The following is a 21,793-nucleotide window of genomic DNA, read 5'->3' as shown; positions in this document are numbered from 1 at the left end:
TAGCGCAAGCACGATCAGGCTTCACTCTCGTATCCCGGCTGAGCCTGTAGCGGCAGGTGTAACGTGATGCAGGTACCGCGTCCCTCGATGCCGTCGGCGACGCTGATGCGCCCGCCATGGGCACCGACCATGCCCTGACAGATCGCCAGCCCCAGTCCGGTGCCCTGTCCGCCACGATCACCTCGCGCCGCGGTGTAGAACATGTCGAAAATCTTCGCCCGATCCTCCTCCGGAATCCCCGGGCCCTCATCGCTGACCGAAAAAAACAGCTCACTGTCGTCGGCCCCGGCGCGCAATTGCAAACGCCCGTGGGGCGGTGAAAACCGCGCGGCGTTTTCCAGCACGTTGACCAATGCCTGTTCGATCAGCGCGGCGTGCACATACAGCAGCGGTAACTCGGCCGGCACGTCGGTGCTGACTTGCAGCGGCGCAAGGACTGCGCGCAAGCGATTGAGCGCACTGCCGACGATATCGGCCGGTGACACCCAGTCCCGCGCCAGCTTCAGGGCTCCGTGGCCGAGGCGGGTCATGTCGAGCAGATTCTGGATATAACGATCAAGGCGCTCGGCTTCATCGCGGGTGCCCTCGAGCAGCTCACGCCGATCCTCCAGCGGGATCGCTTCACCCAGGGCCAGCAGGCTATCGATACTGCCGCGCATGGACGTCAAGGGTGTGCGCAAATCGTGCGACACCGAAGCCAGCAAGGCACTGCGCAACTGCTCGGTTTCACCGTGCAGCCGCGCCGCTTCCAGATCATCGGCCAGTTGCGCACGGGCCAGCGCCTGGGCCAGCGGCTGGCTCAGCGCGGTCAACAAGCGACGGCGCTGGCCACTCAGGGTCTGGCCTTCCTTGGCGCACACGCCAAGCAGCGCGAGCGGGCCGTCCTCGACCGATAACGGCCACCACCACCAGCGGCCGAACGGCAAGGTGCCGGTGCCCGCACCTGCCGGTTGATCGTGCTGCCAGGCCCAATCGGCGGCGGCGCGCTCAGCTTCGGTAAACTCCAGCGGGCCACCGGTTTCGACTTTCCAGCCGCTCTGCCCGTCGCGATTGAGCAGACACAGCTGCACGTCGCTCCAACCGTTGAGGTGTTGGGCGGCCGCACTGACCACGGCCTGGCGGTCGGTGGCGGCTGTCAGTTTGCGTGACAGGTCGAGCAATTCCGTGGTCTCTTCCTGGGTATCGCGCAGTGCCTGCAATTGCCTGCGCTGGCGCGCCGCGAGGTTGCCGGTGAGGGCTGCCATCAGCAGGAAAAACAGCAAGGTCAGCACGTCTTCTTCGCGCTGGATGCTGAAAGAAAAAGTCGGTGGAATGAACAGGAAGTCATAGGTCAGAAACGACAACGCCGCACAGGCCAGCGCCGGCCCGAGACTGCTGCGCACCGCCACCAGCAACACGGCGGCGAGGAACACCAGTGAAATATTGGGCAGTGGCAATACACTCGCCACGGCCCAGGCCAGGGCACTGGCCATGACCGTCGCGACCACCGCCAACGCGTAGTCGAACCAGACCAGCGGCCCCATCGACCGCTGATGAGGTTGATGCTGTTGGTGATCGCCGTCGAGAACGTTGATTTCCAGTCCGCGCGCATTGCGCAGCAGCCGCGCCGCCAGCCCGCCACCAAACAGGCGTCGGCGCAATCTCGGCCGGGACTGGCCGACCAGCACCAGACTGGCACGACGTTCGGCGGCATGCTGGATCAAGGTTTTCGCCACCTCACCGGCGCGCAGCAACACCACTTCGCCGCCCAGGCGCTCGGCCAGTTGCTGGGCGCTCTGCAGGCGCAGGCGGGACTGTTCGTCACGCACGCGGCCGTTGTCCACGTGCACCAGGCTCCAGGGCAGGTGCCGCCGTTGGGCCACGCGACTGGCATGCCGTACCAGACGCTCGGCCTGGGCATCGCCGTCCACCCCTACCAGCAAACGCCCGCGCACGGCTGGCGCCGCTTGTCCAAGTTGGCGATAGCCCAGGGCCAGATCGTTATCGACCTGAGCCGCTGCGGTTTGCATCGCCAGTTCGCGCAGGGCTGTCAGGTTGGTCTGGGAAAAGAACGCGTCAATGGCCGCCCGCGCCTGCTCCGGCACATAGACCTTGCCATCGCGCAGGCGCTCGAGCAGTTCCCGTGGCGGCAAGTCGATCAGCAGCAGTTCGTAGGCTTCTTGCAGCACCCAGTCCGGCAAGGTTTCACGGACCTGTACGCCGGTGATGCCACGCACCTGATCGTTGAGGCTTTCCAGGTGCTGGACGTTGACCGTTGTGTAGACATCGATGCCGGCGGCGAGCAGTTCCTGAATGTCCTGCCAGCGTTTTTCGTGACGGCTGCCGGGTGCGTTGGTGTGCGCCAGCTCATCGACCAGCACCAGCTTCGGTTTGGCTTTGATCAGACCGTCCAGGTCCATTTCTTCGAGCAACACACCACGGTATTCCGAGCGCACCAACGGCTGCTGCGGCAAGCCGCTGAGCAGTACTTCGGTTTCGGCGCGGCCGTGGGTTTCGACGACGCCGGCAATGACCTTCACGCCTTGACGCAGTTGGGTGTGGGCCGCCTGGAGCATGGCGTAGGTCTTGCCGACTCCGGGCGCGGCGCCGAGAAAAACCTTGAGCCGGCCACGGCCATCGCGGGGCAGGTCTGCTAACAGCGCGTCGGCGCGGCCGGAGTTGCTCATGCTTGAAGTTCTCGTCTTTCAGATGTTGATGTAGTGATTGTCAAACCGCCTTCGCGAGCAAGCCCGCTCCCACAGGAGTACGCATTCCAATTGTGGGAGCGGGCTTGCTCGCGAATGGCAGCACCACGGATCTAAAGCTTTTCCAGCGCCAGATTCAACTCAAGCACATTCACCACCGGCGGACCTACCAATGGCTGTTCGATGTGCGCGTCCAGCAGCTGTTGCAGTGACGCGACCGGCAGATTGCGCGCCGCCGCGACACGCGCCAGTTGATAGGCAATCGCCGCCGGTGGCAAGTGCGGATCGAGACCGCTGCCCGACGTAGTGACCAGCGCCAATGGCACCGCCCCCTGGCCGGGCACCAGCAGCTTGCCGGCTTCGTCGATCACTCGCGTGGCGAGAGCCGGGTTGCTCGGCGAGAGGTTGCTGGCACTGCTCGATACGGTAGCAAAGGCACCGGCCGAAGGACGCGGGTGGAACCAAGCGTCGCCGACGAAATCCTGGGCGATCAGCGAGGAACCGCGGACCTTGCCCTCGGCATCGCGCACCAGGCTGCCGTTGGCCTGATCCGGGAACGCGACCTGGGCGACGCCGGTAACCACCAGTGGATAAGCGACGCCAGTGATCAGCGTCATCAGGACCAGCAGGCTCAGGGCCGGGCGTATCAATGTGGACATTTCAAAATCCTCGAATTCGTAATTCAATCAATTGGACCGTGTCGCATTCTTCGCGAGCAGGCTCGCTCCCACAGGGCGAAAGCATTTCAAATGTGGGAGCGAGCCTGCTCGCGAAGGCGGTGCATCTGGCCCCCCGCGCAGGTCAAACCAGATGCAACGCCGTCAACAGCATGTCGATCGCCTTGATGCCCACGAACGGCACCAGGATCCCGCCCAGGCCATAGATCAGCAGATTGCGTCGCAACAGCGCCGCCGCACTCGCCGCCTGCACGCGCACACCGCGCAATGCCAGGGGAATCAGCACCACAATGATCAAGGCGTTGAAAACGATCGCCGACAGAATCGCGCTCTGCGGACTGCTCAGGTGCATCACGTTGAGCACGCCCAGTTGCGGGTAGATCGCGGCGAACAGCGCCGGCAGGATCGCGAAGTACTTGGCCACGTCGTTGGCGATGGAAAAGGTCGTCAGCGCACCGCGGGTAACCAGCAATTCCTTGCCGATCTGCACCACGTCCAGCAACTTGGTCGGGTCGCTGTCGAGATCGACCATGTTGGCCGCTTCACGCGCCGCTTGCGTACCGTCGTTCATCGCCATGCCGACGTCCGCCTGGGCCAGCGCCGGGGCATCGTTGGCGCCGTCGCCGCACATGGCGACCAGACGCCCGTCGTTTTGCTCGTGACGAATGCGCGCCAGTTTCTTCTCCGGCGTGGCTTCCGCCAGCACATCGTCCACACCGGCCTCCGCAGCGATGGCGGCTGCAGTCAACGGGTTGTCGCCGGTGACCATCACCGTGCGAATGCCCAGCTTTCGCAACTCGGCGAAACGCTCGCGGATACCAGGCTTGACCACGTCCTTGAGGTGGATCGCGCCGAGCAACTTGCCGTCGGCGCAGACCAGCAAGGGGGTGCCGCCGCTTTGCGCGATCTTGTCGATTTCGCGGGACAAGGCCGGTGCCAGGTCAGCACGTTTCAGGCCGACGAACGCCAGCAACGAATCCACCGCACCCTTGCGGTATACGCGCCCTTGATAGTCGACACCGGACAGGCGGGTTTCGGCACTGAATGGCACGGCTGTCAGCAGGTCGGCGGACGGTTCCGGTTGCGGATGAGTGCCACGCAGGTACTCGACGATCGACTTGCCTTCAGCAGTGTCGTCGGCCAGCGACGCCAGCAACGCGCCTTCGGCCAACTCCCTGGCTGTCACGCCTGGCGCGGCATACACCGCCGAGCAACGACGGTTACCGAAGGTGATGGTGCCGGTCTTGTCCAGCAGCAGGACGTGCACGTCCCCCGCCGCTTCCACCGCACGACCGGACTTTGCGATCACGTTCAGGCGCACCAGACGATCCATGCCGGCGATACCGATGGCCGACAACAGGCCGCCGATGGTGGTCGGAATCAAGGTGACCAGCAGTGCCACCAGGAACACCAGCGGCAGGCTGCCGTTGGCGAAGTGGGCGAACGGTTGCAGGGTGACGACCACCAGCAGGAAAATCAGGGTCAGGCCGATCAGCAGGATGTCGAGCGCCACTTCGTTCGGGGTTTTCTGGCGTTTGGCGCCTTCGACCAGGGCGATCATGCGGTCCAGGGTCGACTCGCCAGGGTTGGCGGTGATCTTCACCAACAGCCAGTCGGACACCAGCCGTGTATTGCCGGTGACGGCCGAGCGGTCGCCGCCGGACTCACGAATCACCGGTGCCGACTCACCGGTAATCGCCGCTTCGTTGACCGCTGCGATACCTTCGAGCACTTCGCCGTCACCGGGGATCATCTCCCCGGCTTCGACACGCACCACATCACCTTTGCGCAGGCTGGTGGCCGGCACCACCTGGAACGTGCCGTTGCTGGTTTTGCGCCGGGCGCTCAAGCCTTCGCTTCCGGCCTTGAGGCTGTCGGCGCGGGCCTTGCCACGACCTTCAGCCAAAGCTTCGGCGAAGTTGGCGAACAACACGGTGAACCACAGCCACACGGCAATTTGCGCGGCGACGAAGGTCGGTACGGCCGTATCGGGAATGAAGCACAGCACGGTGGTCAGGATCGCGGTCAGTTCGACCACCAGCATCACCGGTGCGCGCTGCAGTTGCCGTGGATCGAGCTTGACGAAGGCTTGCACCAGCGCCGGGCGCCACAGGGCCGAGATCGCAGTTTTCGGTTGCTCCGGCGCCTTGACGGCGACGGTTTTGGATACAGGCATATTCATCTTCAACTTCCTCAGAAGGCCATGCTCAGATGTTCAGCAATCGGGCCCAGTGCCAGGGTCGGCAGGAATGTCAGGCCGCCCACCAGCAAAATGGTCACAGTCAGCAAGGTCACGAACAGGGGGCCGTGGGTCGGGAAGCTGTTCTGACCAATCGGTGCGGTTTTCTTCATCGCCAGGCTACCGGCCAGGGCCAGAACCGGGAGGATGTAACCGAAGCGACCAATCAACATGCCCAGGCCCAGCATCAGGTTGTGAAACGGCGTGTTGGCACCGAAGCCGCCGAAAGCCGAACCGTTGTTGGCACTGGCCGAGGTGTAGGCGTAGAGCAACTGACTGAAACCGTGGGCGCCAGGGTTACTCACCGAGGCCACCGGGCCTGGCAGGCTGGCGGCAATCGCGCCGAGCACCAATACGCCAATCGGCATGACCATCAGGGTCACCACCAGCAATTGCACTTCCCTGGCTTGCAGTTTCTTGCCGAGGTACTCCGGCGTACGACCGATCATCAGGCCGGCGAGGAACACTGCGATCAGCACGTTGAGCAACATGCCGTAGAGCCCGGCACCGACGCCGCCGAAGATCACCTCGCCAACCATCATGTTGACCAGGGCCACCATGCCGCTCAGCGGATTGAGGCTGTCATGCATGCCGTTGACCGAGCCGTTGGACGCCGCCGTGGTGGTCACCGACCAGAGCACCGTGGCGGTAGTGCCGAAACGCGCTTCCTTGCCTTCCAGCGGCGCAGTCTGCTCGACGGCTACGTTGTTCAGGGTCGGGTTCGGCTGGTATTCAGCCCATAGCGAGGTCGCGCCGCCGATCAGGAACAGCGCCAGCATGCAGGCGATGATCGCGCGACTCTGACGCAGGTCCTTCACGTAGTGGCCGAAGGTAAAAACCAGCGCCACCGGGATCAGGATGATCGAGGCCACTTCGAACAGGTTGCTCCAGGCCGTCGGGTTCTCGAACGGATGCGCCGAGTTGACGCCGAAGAAGCCGCCACCGTTGGTACCCAATTGCTTGATCGCAATCTGGCTGGCAGCCGGGCCCAGGGGAATGACCTGGTCAACGCCTTGCACCGTCACCGCATTCACGTACTGCGCGAAGGTTTGCGGCACGCCCTGCCAGACCAGATACAGCGCCAGCAACAGGCACAGCGGCAACAGGCCGTAGAGGGTGGCGCGGGTCATGTCGACCCAGAAGTTGCCAAGCGATGCCGTGGATTTGCGCCCGATGCCGCGGCACAGCGCAACCAGTACGGCCAGGCCAGTGGCGGCGCTGACGAAGTTCTGCACGGTGAGGCCGGCCATCTGGCTCAAGTAGCTCAAGGACGCTTCGCCGCTGTAGGACTGCCAGTTGGTGTTGGTCATGAAACTGACGGCGGTGTTGAACGCCTGCGTCCACTCCTGCCCCGGCAGGTTTTGCGGGTTCAGCGGCAAATGGTCCTGGAACAGCAGGATCGCGAACAGCAGCAGGAAACCCGCAAGGTTGAAGGCGAGCAAGGCCAGGGTGTACTTCTGCCAAGTCTGTTCGGCGTGCGGATCGACGCCGGCCAGCCGATAGCAACCGCGTTCGACCGGGCCCAGGACCGGCGACAGCCACGTGCGCTGCCCCTCCATCACCTTGTAGTAGAAACGCCCGAGAAACGGCGCCGGGACCAATACCAGGGCGAAAAACCCGAGGATCAGCCAATAGTCATAACTGTGCATAGCCGCTCCTAGTTCCGGTCCGCGCGCAACAGCGCAACCAACAGATAAATGAACAGCCCCACTGCCAACAGCAGTGACACTCCGTCCAGAACGCTCATGGAAGTTCTCCGTGTTACGGCGTATTGCCGCGTGTGGAGTCATTGTCGGAAAGGAGGCTGTAAAGGAGCGAGACCGAGGGTGCGGGCCGGACATAAAGAAAGCGTAAAGAGTGGGTTTACGCTGGGGTTACGGGGTGCGCGAAGGCCTTCCGATACGTAAAAAACCGCGAAGGTCGTACCTGGAACTCCAAATTGTGCGCAAGAGTAGTGAGTGACGGCGGCAACTCATGGATAATCGAACCTGATTGGCGCGACGCAACCAAATGGGTCAAGAACTCTTGCACCTCCCCGCTCGCGCCTGCAAGCTACCGCCATTCGCATTACTGAAAAAGGCTGGCCCAACGTGCGTATCCTTATTACCGGCGGAGCCGGTTTCATAGGCTCGGCCCTTGTCCGCGAGCTGATTCAACACACCGGGCATGAAGTGCTCAACCTGGACAAACTGACGTATGCCGGCAATCTCGAATCGCTGACCAGCATTGCCAACGACACGCGCTACGAGTTCGTTCAGGCCGATATTGTTGACCAGGCCACCGTCAGTGCAGTGCTGGCCCGTTTCCAGCCTCACGCGATCATGCACCTGGCTGCGGAGTCCCACGTCGATCGATCCATCGATGGGCCATCGGAATTCATCCAGACCAACATCGTCGGCACCTACAGCCTGCTCGAAGCCGCCCGCGCGTATTGGCAAGCCCTCCCGGCGCCCGAGAAAAGCGCGTTCCGCTTTCATCACATCTCCACTGACGAGGTTTACGGCGACCTGCACGGTGTCGACGACCTGTTTACGGAAACGACGCCCTACGCACCCAGCTCGCCCTACTCCGCCAGCAAGGCCGCGTCCGACCACCTGGTCCGCGCCTGGCAGCGAACCTATGGCCTGCCCGTGCTGCTGACCAATTGTTCGAACAATTACGGGCCTTTCCACTTCCCCGAGAAACTGATTCCACTGGTCATCCTCAACGCCCTGGCCGGCAAGCCGCTGCCGGTGTATGGCAACGGCCTGCAAGTGCGCGACTGGCTGTTCGTCGAGGATCACGCCCGGGCACTGCTCAAGGTGGTGACCACCGGAACCGTCGGCGAGACCTACAACATCGGCGGGCACAACGAACAAAAGAACATCGACGTGGTGCGCGGCATCTGCGCCCTGCTTGAAGAACTGGCACCGCACAAGCCTGAGGGCGTTGCGCAGTACGCCGACCTGATCACGTTCGTCCAGGATCGTCCTGGTCATGACTTACGCTACGCAATCGACGCCGGCAAGATTGAGCGCGAACTGGGCTGGGTGCCCGAAGAAACCTTCGAAACCGGCCTGCGCAAAACCGTTCAATGGTACCTGGACAACCTGGAATGGTGCCGCCGTGTCCAGGACGGCAGCTATCAGGGTGAACGCCTTGGCGCCATCAATCCCAAGGAGCTGCTCGCATGATGAAAGGCATCGTTTTGGCGGGTGGCTCGGGCACGCGCCTGCACCCGATTACGCTCGGCGTGTCGAAGCAACTGTTGCCAGTCTACGACAAGCCCATGATCTACTATCCGATCTCGGTGCTGATGCTGGCCGGCATCAAGGATATCCTGCTGATCTCCACCCCGCAGGATCTGCCGCAGTATCGCAATCTGCTGGGTGACGGCAGCCAGTTCGGGGTGAACTTCAGCTTTGCCGAGCAGCCATCTCCGGACGGTCTGGCCCAGGCTTTCCTGATTGGCGAGGAGTTCATTGGCGATGACCCTGTGTGCCTGATCCTGGGCGACAACATCTTCCACGGCCAGCACTTTGGCGAACAATTGCAGAACGCGGCAAAACGCTCTTCCGGCGCCACCGTGTTCGGTTATTGGGTCAAGGACCCCGAGCGCTTCGGCGTCATCGACTTCGACAGCGATGGCCGTGCGCTGTCGATCGAAGAAAAACCGAAAAAGCCGAAATCCAGCTATGCCGTAACCGGCCTGTATTTCTACGACAACGACGTGATCGAGATCGCCAAAGCGGTGAAACCTTCGCCTCGCGGCGAGCTGGAAATCACTGACGTCAACAATGCCTATCTGCAACGCGGAGACCTGCAGGTCGAGCGTTTTGGTCGAGGTTTCGCCTGGCTCGACACCGGCACCCACGACAGCTTGCTCGAAGCCTCTCAATACGTACAGACCATCGAACACCGCCAAGGCCTCAAAGTCGCCTGTCTCGAAGAAATAGCCTATGAAAATGGCTGGATCGACCGCGAACAGCTGCTGGAGCGCGCCCGGTACTTTGGCAAGACGGGTTATGGCCAGTACCTGGCCAAACTGGCAGGGGAAGCGCAATGAATCTGTGTGAGCCCGATTTGCCTCGTGAAGAGACTGGGCTGCAGCCATGAAAGTACTCATCAATGGTCGCAACGGTCAGGTCTCACATGAACTGCAACGGCGACTGGGGGCTATCGGCGAACTGATTGTATTGGGTCGCGATCAACTCAATCTCGCGCAACCCGATCAGATTCGCCGCCAGGTGCAAAACGTCAGGCCCGATCTGATCATCAACGCGGCGGCCCATACAGCGGTCGACCAGGCAGAAAGCGAGCCGCAAGCAGCCTTTGCCATCAACGCGATCGCTCCCGGCATACTCGCCGAAGAGGCGCTGGCTCTGGACATCCCGTTGATACATTACTCCACGGACTATGTTTTCGACGGGTTGAAAGCCGGTCCTTACAACGAGGACGACACGCCCAATCCGCTCGGGGTATACGGCAAGAGCAAGCTGGCCGGTGAACAGGCCATCAAGGATGTGCAAGGCAAATACCTGATCCTGCGTACCAGTTGGGTCTATTCAACCCATGGCCGCAACTTTCTACTGACGATGCAGCGATTGCTGCAAGAGAAACCGGAGTTGCGGGTAGTCGCCGATCAAATCGGAGCACCTACCTGGGCCGGCACAATCGCCAACAGCACCCTTGCCCTGATTGAACACTGGCAGGCGAATGAGGTGGCCAACTGGGGTACTTATCACCTGAGCGCTCAAGGTGAGACCTCCTGGTTCGGCTTCGCCCAGGCAATCGGCGAAGCATTGCGGCAACAGGGCAAGCCCTGCGCCGCCCTGTTACCGATCCCGTCCAGCGACTACCCGACGCCCGCCGCCCGGCCGCTCAACTCGCGCCTGGATTGCAGTCGCTTGCAACGCGATTGGGGCGTCAGTCAACCTGACTGGCAGACGGCGTTGCGCGAGTGCCTTACCGAACAAACCTGAACATCAACAGCAGCCCGCACCTGCTTTGAAATTCGACGTATCCGCATCACAGCGGCGTCGTAGCAGACATGCGGGCTTGCTCGCGAAAGCAGCATTAGTAGCAACGACGCCCCCGACTGACGCACAAAGTTCGCACATTCAGTTGCGAACATCTCCGATACGACGCCTTTCAGTCCATTACGACGCCCCCTCGAAAAATGGCACGCCCACTGCACTGGCCTCCCCCCGAGCGTTCCAAACCACTCAGGGAGCAAGCGCATGAACACACAACTCAAACCCACGCTGGGCACGTTGCATCTGTGGGGCATTGCCGTCGGGCTGGTGATTTCCGGGGAGTATTTCGGCTGGAGTTATGGCTGGGGCGTGGCCGGGACCTTGGGCTTTCTGGTGACCTCTTTCATGGTCGCCACCATGTACACCTGCTTCATCTTCAGTTTCACCGAGTTGACCACCGCCATTCCTCACGCTGGAGGCCCCTTTGCCTACAGCCGTCGTGCGTTTGGGGAAAAAGGCGGATTGATCGCCGGCCTGGCGACATTGATCGAATTCGTTTTCGCCCCACCGGCGATTGCCCTGGCCATCGGCGCCTATCTCAATGTCCAGTTTCCAGCCCTGGACCCGAAACACGCGGCAGTCGGTGCCTATATCCTGTTCATGGGACTCAACATCCTCGGCGTGAAACTGGCGGCGACCTTCGAGCTGGTGGTCTGCGTGTTGGCGGTCGCTGAATTGCTGGTGTTCATGGGCGTGGTCGCGCCGGCGTTCAGCTTCAGCAACTTCGCCCTCAATGGCTGGGCCGGCACCGACGTGTTCGGCGCCCCGGCGATTGCCGGAATGTTCGCGGCCATCCCCTTTGCCATCTGGTTCTTCCTGGCCATCGAAGGCGCCGCCATGGCCGCCGAAGAAGCCAAGGACCCGAAACGCACCATTCCCAAAGCCTATATCAGCGGTATTTTGACCCTGGTGCTGCTGGCGATGGGCGTAATGTTCTTCGCCGGTGGCGTCGGCGACTGGCGCACCCTGTCAAACATCAACGACCCGCTGCCCCAGGCGATGAAAACCGTGGTCGGCGAAAGCTCCGGGTGGCTACACATGCTGGTGTGGATCGGCCTGTTCGGCCTGGTGGCGAGTTTCCACGGGATCATCCTTGGCTATTCGCGCCAGTTCTTCGCCCTTGCCCGCGCCGGCTACCTGCCGGCGTCCCTGGCCAGATTGTCGCGCTTCCAGACTCCCCACCGTGCGATCATCGCCGGCGGCGTGATCGGCATCGCGGCGATCTACAGCGACGGTTTGATCAACCTCGGCGGCATGACGCTGACGGCGGCGATGATCACCATGGCGGTATTCGGCGCCATCGTCATGTACATCATGAGCATGCTCAGCCTGTTCAAGCTGCGCAAAACCGAGCCGAACCTGGAGCGCACCTTCCGCGCCCCGTGCTACCCGCTGGTGCCGTTCATTGCGCTGATGCTGGCGGTGGTATGCCTGGTGGCGATGGCCTGGTTCAACACCTTGATCGGCCTGATCTTCCTGGGCTTCATGGCCGCAGGTTTCGTGTACTTCACGCTCACCGCGCAATTGCGCGCCGACGCACCGGCGGATGCGATGCTGACCGGACTTTGAAAGCGTTCAAGTGAACCTTGAACAACAGGCATAGAATGGGGGTGATAGCGATGGAACTGCGATGAAACCCCGTCACTCAAAGTGCTATACGCGATCGGTTGACGAACCCTCGTCGACCCGCCTGCTTTTCAAGGAGAGTCCTATGCCCTGGTATGCCTGGTTGATTCTGGTCGTTGCCATTGGCTCGATCGTTGGTGGTCTGATGATGCTGCGCGACACCGCTCACAAAGTCGAACTGACCGAAGAGCAACGTAAGCGCGTCGCCGAACGCAATGCGGAAATGGACGCCAAGGAAGCGCAGGACCGCTGAATGAAAACCCCGCCTTGAACGGCGGGGTTTGTTTTTGCGTGGCTGCCCTGAAATCATGCCGATTTGTACCCATATCGAAGCATCTGCATGCTTTTTAGAAATAGAAGTACAGTCACCATGCAATTTTCATTGGTTAATATGGGCCGCATTGATGCGGAGATATCAGATGCGTTACTCGCAGGACCATAAAGCCCAGACCCACCAACGCATAATCAAGGAAGCTTCAGCGCGATTTAGACGCGACGGTATCGGCGCGACCGGGCTGCAACCCCTGATGAAAGCACTGGGCCTCACCCACGGTGGCTTTTACTCGCACTTCAAGTCCAAGGACGAACTGGTGGAAAAAGCCTTGCAAGAGGCTGGCGTACAAGTCGACGAGTTGTGCGCGCAAATCTTCGCCGAGGAACACCCGCTCGAAGCCTTCATCGACACCTACCTGTCCGAATGGCATCAAACCTCACCTCACGAGGGTTGCCCGCTGCCGACCATTTCTTCGGAACTGGGGCTGCGTGGTCAACCGAGCCCCACCAGCGACGTCGTGCTCCGGGCGCGACTCGAGCAGATCCGGCACACTCTTGACGGAGAGCACACCGCCGACCGTAGCATCGTCATCATGTCTACGCTGGTTGGCGCCCTGCTGTTATCACGCAGCGTGGCTGACGCCGGGTTTGCCCAACGGATTCTCGACGTCGCACGCGAACACCTCAAACACCCGCAGGATTAACCCTGCCAACGCTTGAACAGCACACTGGCATTGACCCCGCCAAATCCGAAGCCGTTGGACAACGCATATTCGATGGCCATCGGCCGTGCGCTGCCATGAACAATGTCCACGCCTTCAGTGGCAGGGTCCGGTTTTTCGAAATTGAGGGTCGCCGGCACGACCTGGTCGCGGATTGCCAGCAGCGTAAAGATCGCTTCGAGTCCACCCGCGGCACCGAGCAAATGTCCGGTCGCCGACTTGGTCGATGTCACTGCGATGCCGTTTTGCGCACCGAACAACGCCTTGATCGCCGCCAGCTCACCCAGATCCCCTACCGGAGTCGAGGTTGCATGAGCATTCAGATGCTGGACCTGAGCCGGAGAAACACCGGCCTGTGCCAATGCCAACGACATCGCTCGCCGCGCACCGCTGCCGTCCTCGGGACCGGCGGTCAAGTGATAGGCATCGGCGCTGGTGCCGTAGCCGACCAGCTCTGCCAGGGGCTTGGCGCCCCGGGCCAGCGCATGGTCCAGAGACTCGATGACCAGTAGCCCGGCCCCTTCACCCATGACAAAGCCATCGCGACCACTGTCGAAAGGTCGTGATGCGCGCTCAGGCGTTTCGTTGTAAGCACTGGACAAGGCACGAGCAGCCGCGAACCCGGCAAGGCTGACCCGATCGATCGCCGCTTCCGTACCGCCGCACACCGCGATATCCGCCTCACCCGCACGAATCATTCGCGCCGCGTCGCCAATCGCCTGAACCCCGGCAGCGCATGCCGTGACCGGCGCGCCCAATGGCCCCTTGAAGCCATGCTGGATCGACACATGACCGGCCGCGAGGTTGACCAGAAATGAAGGAATGGTGAACGGAGACAAACGCCTCGGACCACGGCTATCGGTAGTACGCACCGCGTCGGCAATCGCACCGAAACCACCCACGCCTGAACCGATGATGGTGGCCGTACGCTCCTGGGCATTGGCATCCAGCGCTTGCCAGCCGGCTTGCTCCAATGCCTGACGCGCGGCTTCCATGGCGAACAGAATGAAGCGGTCCATCTTCTTCTGCTCCTTCGGCGGGGTCGCCCGGTCCGGATCGAAACCCGCCTGCGGGTCATCCGCCAAGGTCGGCACCGCACCGCCGACCTTGGCCGGCAGATCGGCAATCACCTCATCCGGCAGATTACGCAGCCCGGAACGCCCGGCCAGCAGCCGCTCCCAGACCACTTCGACACCGCTCCCCAGCGGCGACACCAGGCCCATGCCTGTTACAACCACACGACGATCATTCATACCGCTCACACCTCAATCTGATTGATGGCACTTACCGATAACGGGCAGCAGCCTTGCTTTTGGACAGGTTAGGCGCCATCACAAGACGCGCCGCCACGAACGCATTCCAATCCGCCGCATCGGGCAATGAAGGAATAGTGATCAATTCGCCCTGATCCAGACCCGACAATGCAGCATCGACCATCTCACCCGCCTCCATCACCATGTCCGCAGGAATTTGTGACGCATCGATGCCGGAGCGCTCCCAGATCTCGGTTCGGGTTACACCGGGCAGCACCGCCTGGATCTTCACCCCGGTGCCGTCCAGTTCGGCGTTCAACGATTGAGTCAGGCTCAATACATAGGCCTTGCTGGCGCTGTAGGTCGCATTGAAACGCTCGGGAAACAAGGCCACCACCGACGCAATATTGATGATTGTGCCGCGCCCGGCCTTGGTAAAACCGGCTGCAGCCGCCGCGGCCAATCGCGTGACAGCGGTGATATTCAACTGAATCATTCGCTCCAGTTGGTCGATATCGGCATTGGCCAAAAGCCCGTCCGCCGCCACGCCGGCGTTATTGAGCAACAGACTGATACTCGAATCGCTGCGTAACCGCTGTTCGAGCTGCAGCACATCTGCTTTTTGAGTCAGGTCCGCCTTCAGCACTTCAACCTCGATCCCATGCTCCGAACGCAGTTTGCTCGCGGCCGCCTCCAGTCGCTGCTCGTCGCGAGCCACGAGCAAAAGATCAAAACCACGGGCCGCCAACCGCTCGGCGTAAACTGCCCCGATGCCGGACGAAGCACCGGTGACAAGGGCCGTACCTTGGGACTGAACTGAATTCATGACGGTGCTCCTGAAGGATGCTGAGGGACGCCTGACACCAGGGCACGCCGGCGCAAGCGGTATTTATTATAGTCATAATTCAAACGCAATATGATAGCCGTAATTTTATTTCTCGAGAAACGCTCGGCTCTCGTCGGGGGACCCTGCCAGAATGAGAGTAGACCCTGAATGAACATGAAACCTCGCCGGGCCTATACGAAGGAATGAATGGTATTGCGGACCGGCCGATAAATGGTGGGGGATGAACAAAGCGCATTAAGGATACCGAGGGGACAAGGGGCTCATGCGTAGAACCAGTCCTTGAAGCCATCGAGCGATACCAGATCAGCCCTGGGCTCGTAATTGCGAGCGTTTCTCACCCTTGCTGTTTGGTAACAAATGCAGGAAAATCCAAAAAAATTTAACCAGATGTAAATTTTTCAACCTGGATGACGATAACTTTCCAGAAACACTTTTGGAGCGTCTGTCCAAACTTTCAGAGCATGCGATGAATATTCCAGTAAATACAATTGATACCCCACGACACGAAGTTGCTGAAGTAAAGGAGCTTATTGGTAGCCTCTGGAGCCAACGGGCGATTGTTTTACTGTTTACTGCACTGACTGTTACTGCCGCTATTGCTTATGCACAATTGGCAACTCCGGAATATGAGGCTGAAACTACTATTCGCCCCGTTCCACTGGCTGACCTGGACGAGTTGAACGAGTCCGGACTTTACAAAATCCGGCCAAGTGATGCGTTGAATAACGTTGGCTCATCAATGCAGTCTTATGATGTCCGCCTGAAGTTCTTCCAGGCCAACCCGCAGTTCCTTGCGCCATTGCAGGCACCTGGGCAATCCATTGAAGAAACATTTGACAAATTCAATGAAAAAGCATTTTTGCTTGAAAAGATCGACCCTAAAAAGAGTTCCAGCCTTACCGAAGCCGTTGGCCTTAGTCTCAGGTATCCCCAGGGTGTAGATGGCGTAGGCATCTTGAAAGCCTTTACCGACTACGTCGTTAAAGCCGAGAAAGAAAAAGCTGCCGCAAACTTGAAAACACTCGTTGCCAATCGTATCGACAACGTGGAAAAGAAGCTGGAGTCAAAAAAATCCGTCTATGAGGCGGAAAGAGATTCAAAAATCGCCCACTTGCTGGAAAAAGACAAGTTAAAAAAACAAACACTTCAAGACGAACTCAAAGCATTGCGTCAACAACTGCAAAGCCGCAGACAAAACCGCATCAAAGAGCTTGACGAAGCCATCGTCATCGCCAAGAAACTCGGCATTGTGAAACCCACCACGCCCTCGGCGCTGGGAGATGGAGAGCAGGCACATCAGGGCAACATGATCCGCACTGAAGTCAACAATCAGAAAATACCTCTGTACTTCCTGGGACAGGCGGCACTGGAAGCAGAACGCGCCACCCTGGTAACTCGTAGTTCCGATGACTTCACCGAACCGCGCATTGATGAGATTCAAAAAGAACTCAGCCTGCTGGCTACAAACCGCGAAGCGGCACTTCTCAAAGAGCGGGATAATCCTGAGATGTTCGTCAAGGACTTCGCAGACATTCGCGGAGAGTTGACTCACTTGAAACAGCTGAGTGTAAACTTCGATCAATTCAACCTGGTACAAGTTGATAAAGATGCGACAGCACCTCAAGCACCTATAAAACCGAAGAAAGCCCTGATCGTCGGATTTGGCCTGATCTTCGGATTCATACTTGGCGTGGGTGTCGCCATTCTGCGTCGCGCCCTGCTTTCAATGCACCCATCTCGTCGTTGATTGTCGAGGGCTGCGCCTGCTCTGCAGGCGCAGCCCGACTTGACCCATTGCTTTAATGCCCGCCTTTATCGCCGTAAAAACCAACATCGCTTTTTCGACGCTCCAACTTGTCCAACGCGATGCGCCAAGAGCGGTTAACAGGCGACAACTTATTCGCGCAGTGTCTCTGGTGAAGTGATCGCTTGATCATTGCCACTCAACCAGACATTGACGTTCTCGACACTCTCTTGCGACAACTTTCCGGCCCAACGATTCAGGATAAAAAGGTTGGTTATAAAGTCGTACTGAGCCTTCAGCAGATCGCGACGTGCCGTGAACTCGTTCTGCACTGCAGTCAATACATCCACGGCATTGACCACACCATAGGTGAATGCCTTTTCTGCCGCGATGCGCGACTGCTCGGCCGAAGCCAGTGCATTGCGGTTGGCATGAATCTTTTCCACGCTTGAGTCTGCAGTCAAATACGCGTTAGTCGTTTCCTTGACCACCTGACGGCGTGTCGCCACCAATTGCTGTTCTGCGGTGAGCTGATCCTGATACAACTGCCTGACCCGCGCGGATGTCGCACCACCGCTATAGATCGGAATCTGTACCCCAACACCCGCGACATAGCTGTCGGTCTGCGGCGCCAACGAATTGTTGTAACCCTCGTTGGTCTGTTGTGCGCTCAGGTTCAGATTGACCGTGGGATAGTGCCCACCCTTACCGGCGCGCAGGGCAGCCTCGGCAGCCTCCTGCGCATTTTCACCGGCCTTTATCGCCGGATTATCGGCGATCGCCAAATTCACCCAACTCTCCAGGCTTTCAGCGGACACCTTCAATTGGACGTCATTACGCACACGGCTCAGCTTCTCTTTGACCGGCCGTCCGATAATCTCCGACAACGCGACGCGGCTCAGACTGGACTGGTTGCGCGCTTCGACTTCCTGGGCGGCCAGCGAATCGACTCGAGCCTGGAGCTCCAGCAAATCGGTAACCATTGCCAACTGTTTGCTGTAGAGCGCACTGACCCTGTCGAGGTTTTTCTGGGTAGCCCTGCGCTCGGCCTGCACCAGCTCAAGTTCATCATCGGCAGCCAATGCAGCGAAGTAACGCTGCGCAAGATCCACCGTGGCCTCGGCCTGAGCTTCCTTTGATTCGGAGTCCGCCTGCTTTGCCAGGCTTTTGAAGTGCTGGTAGTTTTCCCAGGCAGCCTTGTTATACAAAGGCTGGGTCAACCCCACCGAATAATTGCGGCTGTTGTAGGCCTCGTCGATCTGAATGTTGGACTGTTTGATCCGGTTGAATCCGGCGTTAGCCGTCACCGAGGGCAACAGACTGCCAAATGCCTGGTTTTGCTGTTCGACCCCGGATTGAGCCTTGGAGTAGGAAGCGATCACCCGAGGGTCTTCCAGGCGTGACTCGCGGTACAGCTGCATCAAGTCAACCGAGTAATTCTGCTTGCTGACCGAAGCCGTTGGCGGTGTCGTGATAGAGGACCGGGCGACGGGCGCTTCGGCGGCATGAACAGGCAAAGCCATCGAACCCAATACCAGGCAGGGAAACAGACGCACGATCACTCCTCGATCATCGACTGGGCGATAACGTCACGTGCCGGCTGCATCAAGTACTGCAGCATGGTGCGCTCTCCGGTGTTGATCAGCACGTCTGCCGGCATGCCCGCCAACAGCTTGCGATCACCCAGTTTACGCGCCCCTTCCCGAGTCACGCTGATCCGGGCCAGGTAATACGGCGCGCTGGTTTTCTCGTTGATCAGACGGTCGCCGGAAACACTCGTCACTCGACCTTCGATGACAGGCGTCGTGGCCGAGTTGAAGGCATTGAAGCGAATGTCCGCCAACTTGCCGACAGCGATTCGGTCGATGTCATTGGGCGAGACCTGCGCCTCGACCACCAGATCGGAAACCGATGGAACGATATCCAGCAAGGGCGTCGCGGGTCGCACAACGCCACCGATGGTGTGAATCGTCATGCCGATCACCATCCCGTCATCCGGAGCGCGGATAACCACCCTGCTCAGGCGATCCTCCAGCGCCGAGACTTTTTCCTGCAAGTCATAGGCCTTGGTCTGGGTCTCTGCCAACTGCTTGGTAACGTCGGCGCTGAAGTCCTTGTCGATCTGCAGGATCTGCAACTGGGTTTCGTTGATCTGCAACTTGGTCTTGATGTTGGTCGAGCGGTGATCCGCCACTTCAGACTTGAGCAAATCCAGCTTGCGCGCCTGTTCGAGCATCCGCTGCTTGTCGACAAAACCCTGGGCCAGCAATTCTTTCAGTTCGGCAATTTCGCCGCTATAGGATTCCTGCAAGCTGGCCTTGGTACCGATCATGGTGTCGGTTCCCTTGATTTGCTGATTCAACTGACCAATACGCTCTTGCAGGACCGAGATTTGTCCAAGTCGCGAGCTACGCCTTGCGTTGAACACCTGAGTCTCGCCGTAACGCGCTTCGGAACTGCGCTGATTGTCGGAAAGGAGGTCATTGGGGAATGCGATCGCCGGCAGGTCATCCCGCTCGGCAAGCAGGCGCGCCTCCATTGTCCTGGCAGCAATCAACTGGCTGCGGGTCATTTCGTATTCGGAGCGCAGTTGAGCGTCGTCGAGTACGATGATCGGGTCGCCTTTTTTCACGACATCGCCATCATGGGCAAGCAGGTCCTTGACGATGCCGCCCTCCAGATGCTGAACCGTCTTGCGATACGTTTGCACGGTGACGACACCCGGCGCGTAAGCCGCGCCGTCCAGCGGAGCAAACGCCGCCCATCCGCCAAACAGGCCGAACGTCACCAACACAATGAGAAATCCTTTACGGCGTACGGACCTGTCGGACATGGGCAGATCTGCGAAAGTATCGGCAGGAGTAGTGAGCGTGCGGTTCATCGATAACTTCCTGTCAAACTTCGGTCGAAGCGACTTCTGTGCCTGCCCGTGCGCCAGGCTTTTGCTGGACGGCCAATTGATTCGCGTTGAGTTGCGCCAGGACCTGATCCCGTGGGCCGTACAAACTGATCGTGCCGGCATTCATCACCAGCAAGCGGTCAAGCTGGGCCAGAATCGAGGTCCGGTGGGCGATCACGAAAACCGTTGCCCCGGTGAGTTTTATCTGTTGCAGCGCCAACGCCAGCGCTCGTTCACCGACCTCGTCCAGGTGAGCGTTCGGCTCATCCAGCACGATAAGCCGCGGGCTGCCATAGATTGCCCGGGCCAACCCGATACGTTGCCGCTGCCCACCCGACAGATTGATGCCGCCCTCTCCGATGACCGTATCGTAGCCATCAGGCAGCATCAGAATCATTTCGTGGACACTCGCGGTCCTGGCCGCCAGCACGACTTTATCCGGGTCCACGACACCAAAACGCGCGATGTTGTCGCTGATAGTGCCTTCGAACAGTTCAATGTCCTGCGGTAAATACCCGAGGTGCGGTCCCAATTGGCCTTTGTCCCAATTGGCAATATCGGCAGCATCCAGACGGACGACGCCATGCTGTGGCTTCCATACGCCCACCAAGGCCTTGGCAAGCGTCGACTTGCCCGAGGCGCTTGGCCCGACGACACCGATCATTGCGCCTGCCGGTGCACTGAAACCGATGCCTTTGATGATCGGGGCCTTTGCTCCGGGAGCGCCCAAGGTGAGGTTCTCCACCGTCACATGGCCGATTGGAGCGGGCAATGGCATACGCTCAGGTTCGGCTTTTTGCTGGTCGAGAATGCTGTTCAGACGTGCGTATTGTGAACGGGCGGCGATAAATCCTTTCCAACTGCCGATCATCAAGTCCAGGGGGGCCAGCGCTCGACCCAGCAGCACTGAACCTGCAATTACCAGCCCGGCGTTGATCTCATGGCTGACCGCCAGATAAGCGCCGAGGCCGAGAATCAGTGATTGAACTATCAGACGGAAAGTCTTTGATATCGACGTGATGATCCCGCTGCGATCGCTGGCTCGGGATTGCAACAGCAGCACCTTCTTGTGCCGCAGACTCCAGCGTGACATGAGGGAGTCAAGCATGCCCATGGATTCGATCACTTCGGCATTGCGCAAATTCTTGTTGGTTTGCAGCGTCGCGCCAATGCTCTCTTTATTGGCCTCCGCCAGAACCTTGCCCGTGGATTGTTCATTGATACAGGCCAGCGCCAGCAAGATCACTGCACAACCGATTGCCGTCCAGCCATACCAGGGGTGAAACAGGAACAGCACCGCGACATAGATCGGCAGCCACGGCGCATCAAAAAAAGCGAACAGACCGTTCCCGGACATGAATTGGCGCAGCCCGGTCAGATCGCTGAGCGGCTGGGCCGACGCGTCCTGGCCACCGCTGTCCAGTGCCCGCTTGAAACTGGCCCGGTAGACATCCCGGCTCAGCAACACGTCGAGCCTGGTGCTGACACGAACCATGATCCGCGAGCGTACCCACTCCAGCAGGCCCATGGTCACGAGCAGGAAGGTCAGAATAAGGGTCAACATGGCCAGCGTCGTCAGGCTGCCGCCCGTGACGACCCGCCCGTAGACCTGAAGCATGTAGAAGGTCGGGACCAACATCAGTGCGTTGATGAACAGGCTGAAAAAACCCACCGACATGAAACTGCTCCTGCAGGCCCTCAGGGCTTCCTGCAAGCTGTTTTCGGGTGTACTGCGTATCATCTCGGAACTGACAACCTGGTGTGTTGATCGGGGATTGCGGGGCGCGCGAGTGTATCACCTGAACAACGATTGC

At 59.8% G+C, this 21,793-nt stretch carries 17 protein-coding genes; 7 read left to right on the top strand and 10 right to left on the bottom strand.

From position 1 onward, the window contains the following. Window positions 1-14 precede the first annotated feature (14 nt). The 5 genes from KSS91_RS07905 to kdpF form a co-directional block, all read right to left on the bottom strand. Entirely contained in the window at window positions 15-2,666 is a 2,652-nt protein-coding gene (locus KSS91_RS07905; protein ID WP_217837537.1) for a DUF4118 domain-containing protein, read from the bottom strand. A 131-nt stretch (window positions 2,667-2,797) separates the two neighbouring features. Next, complete coding sequence (gene kdpC, locus KSS91_RS07900; protein WP_015094010.1) at window positions 2,798-3,343, bottom strand: potassium-transporting ATPase subunit KdpC; 546 nt, start codon at window positions 3,341-3,343, stop codon at window positions 2,798-2,800. 142 nt (window positions 3,344-3,485) lie between these two features. Then, window positions 3,486-5,543 carry a potassium-transporting ATPase subunit KdpB gene (gene kdpB, locus KSS91_RS07895; protein ID WP_007973593.1) on the bottom strand — a complete coding sequence of 686 codons (2,058 nt, stop codon included), beginning with the start codon at window positions 5,541-5,543 and terminating at the stop codon, window positions 3,486-3,488. Between the two features lie 11 nt (window positions 5,544-5,554). Continuing rightward, window positions 5,555-7,249, bottom strand: a complete 1,695-nt coding sequence (gene kdpA, locus KSS91_RS07890; protein ID WP_217837536.1) for a potassium-transporting ATPase subunit KdpA — start codon at window positions 7,247-7,249, stop codon at window positions 5,555-5,557. A gap of 8 nt (window positions 7,250-7,257) precedes the next feature. Then, window positions 7,258-7,347 (bottom strand): K(+)-transporting ATPase subunit F, encoded by a 90-nt coding sequence (kdpF, locus tag KSS91_RS07885; RefSeq protein WP_007899818.1) that lies wholly within the window; start codon window positions 7,345-7,347, stop codon window positions 7,258-7,260. 343 nt (window positions 7,348-7,690) lie between these two features. Here kdpF and rfbB point away from each other — a divergent pair, with 343 nt between their 5' ends. The 6 genes from rfbB (at window position 7,691) to KSS91_RS07855 (ending at window position 13,218) form a co-directional block, all read left to right on the top strand. Continuing rightward, complete coding sequence (gene rfbB / locus KSS91_RS07880) at window positions 7,691-8,773, top strand: dTDP-glucose 4,6-dehydratase (protein WP_217837535.1); 1,083 nt, start codon at window positions 7,691-7,693, stop codon at window positions 8,771-8,773. Then, complete coding sequence (gene rfbA / locus KSS91_RS07875) at window positions 8,770-9,645, top strand: glucose-1-phosphate thymidylyltransferase RfbA (RefSeq protein ID WP_217837534.1); 876 nt, start codon at window positions 8,770-8,772, stop codon at window positions 9,643-9,645. Before rfbB ends, rfbA begins: the two co-directional genes overlap by 4 nt. A 46-nt stretch (window positions 9,646-9,691) precedes the next feature. Continuing rightward, complete coding sequence (gene rfbD / locus KSS91_RS07870; protein ID WP_217837533.1) at window positions 9,692-10,561, top strand: dTDP-4-dehydrorhamnose reductase; 870 nt, start codon at window positions 9,692-9,694, stop codon at window positions 10,559-10,561. A 258-nt stretch (window positions 10,562-10,819) separates the two neighbouring features. Next, window positions 10,820-12,184: an ethanolamine permease gene (eat, locus tag KSS91_RS07865; RefSeq protein ID WP_217837532.1), complete on the top strand. Its 1,365-nt coding sequence runs from the start codon at window positions 10,820-10,822 to the stop codon at window positions 12,182-12,184. Between the two features lie 142 nt (window positions 12,185-12,326). Then, entirely contained in the window at window positions 12,327-12,494 is a 168-nt protein-coding gene (locus KSS91_RS07860; RefSeq protein ID WP_007973599.1) for a DUF2897 family protein, read from the top strand. A 166-nt stretch (window positions 12,495-12,660) separates the two neighbouring features. Then, on the top strand, window positions 12,661-13,218 hold the full coding sequence (locus tag KSS91_RS07855; protein WP_217837531.1) for a TetR/AcrR family transcriptional regulator: 558 nt from the start codon (window positions 12,661-12,663) through the stop codon (window positions 13,216-13,218). Here the strand turns inward: KSS91_RS07855 and fabF are convergent. Both fabF and KSS91_RS07845 read right to left on the bottom strand, forming a co-directional pair. Next, window positions 13,215-14,489: a beta-ketoacyl-ACP synthase II gene (gene fabF, locus KSS91_RS07850; protein WP_217837530.1), complete on the bottom strand. Its 1,275-nt coding sequence runs from the start codon at window positions 14,487-14,489 to the stop codon at window positions 13,215-13,217. The two genes, KSS91_RS07855 and fabF, sit on opposite strands and share 4 nt — an antisense overlap. A 31-nt stretch (window positions 14,490-14,520) precedes the next feature. Further along, the gene (locus tag KSS91_RS07845; protein WP_217837529.1) at window positions 14,521-15,315 is read right to left on the bottom strand and encodes an SDR family NAD(P)-dependent oxidoreductase; all 795 of its coding nucleotides are present in this window, start codon (window positions 15,313-15,315) and stop codon (window positions 14,521-14,523) included. A 487-nt stretch (window positions 15,316-15,802) separates the two neighbouring features. On the opposite strand from KSS91_RS07845, the gene KSS91_RS07840 reads away from it, so the two are divergent. Further along, complete coding sequence (locus KSS91_RS07840; protein WP_217837528.1) at window positions 15,803-17,083, top strand: Wzz/FepE/Etk N-terminal domain-containing protein; 1,281 nt, start codon at window positions 15,803-15,805, stop codon at window positions 17,081-17,083. A 149-nt stretch (window positions 17,084-17,232) separates the two neighbouring features. Here the strand turns inward: KSS91_RS07840 and KSS91_RS07835 are convergent, their stop codons facing one another. The 3 genes from KSS91_RS07835 to KSS91_RS07825 are packed head-to-tail and all read right to left on the bottom strand — an operon-like array spanning window position 17,233 to window position 21,717. Continuing rightward, window positions 17,233-18,603, bottom strand: coding sequence for a TolC family outer membrane protein (locus KSS91_RS07835; RefSeq protein ID WP_217838372.1), 1,371 nt, complete (start codon window positions 18,601-18,603; stop codon window positions 17,233-17,235). 35 nt (window positions 18,604-18,638) lie between these two features. Then, the gene (locus KSS91_RS07830) at window positions 18,639-19,961 is read right to left on the bottom strand and encodes an HlyD family type I secretion periplasmic adaptor subunit (RefSeq protein WP_217837527.1); all 1,323 of its coding nucleotides are present in this window, start codon (window positions 19,959-19,961) and stop codon (window positions 18,639-18,641) included. A gap of 13 nt (window positions 19,962-19,974) precedes the next feature. Beyond that, window positions 19,975-21,717 (bottom strand): type I secretion system permease/ATPase, encoded by a 1,743-nt coding sequence (locus tag KSS91_RS07825; RefSeq protein ID WP_217838371.1) that lies wholly within the window; start codon window positions 21,715-21,717, stop codon window positions 19,975-19,977. Window positions 21,718-21,793: the final 76 nt, after the last annotated feature.

Source organism: Pseudomonas azerbaijanorientalis (assembly GCF_019139795.1).
GTDB classification, from domain to species: Bacteria; Pseudomonadota; Gammaproteobacteria; order Pseudomonadales; family Pseudomonadaceae; genus Aquipseudomonas; species Aquipseudomonas laurylsulfatiphila.
The sequence above is the reverse complement of the archived record's forward strand: the minus strand, read 5'-3'. Positions and strand labels throughout refer to the sequence as shown.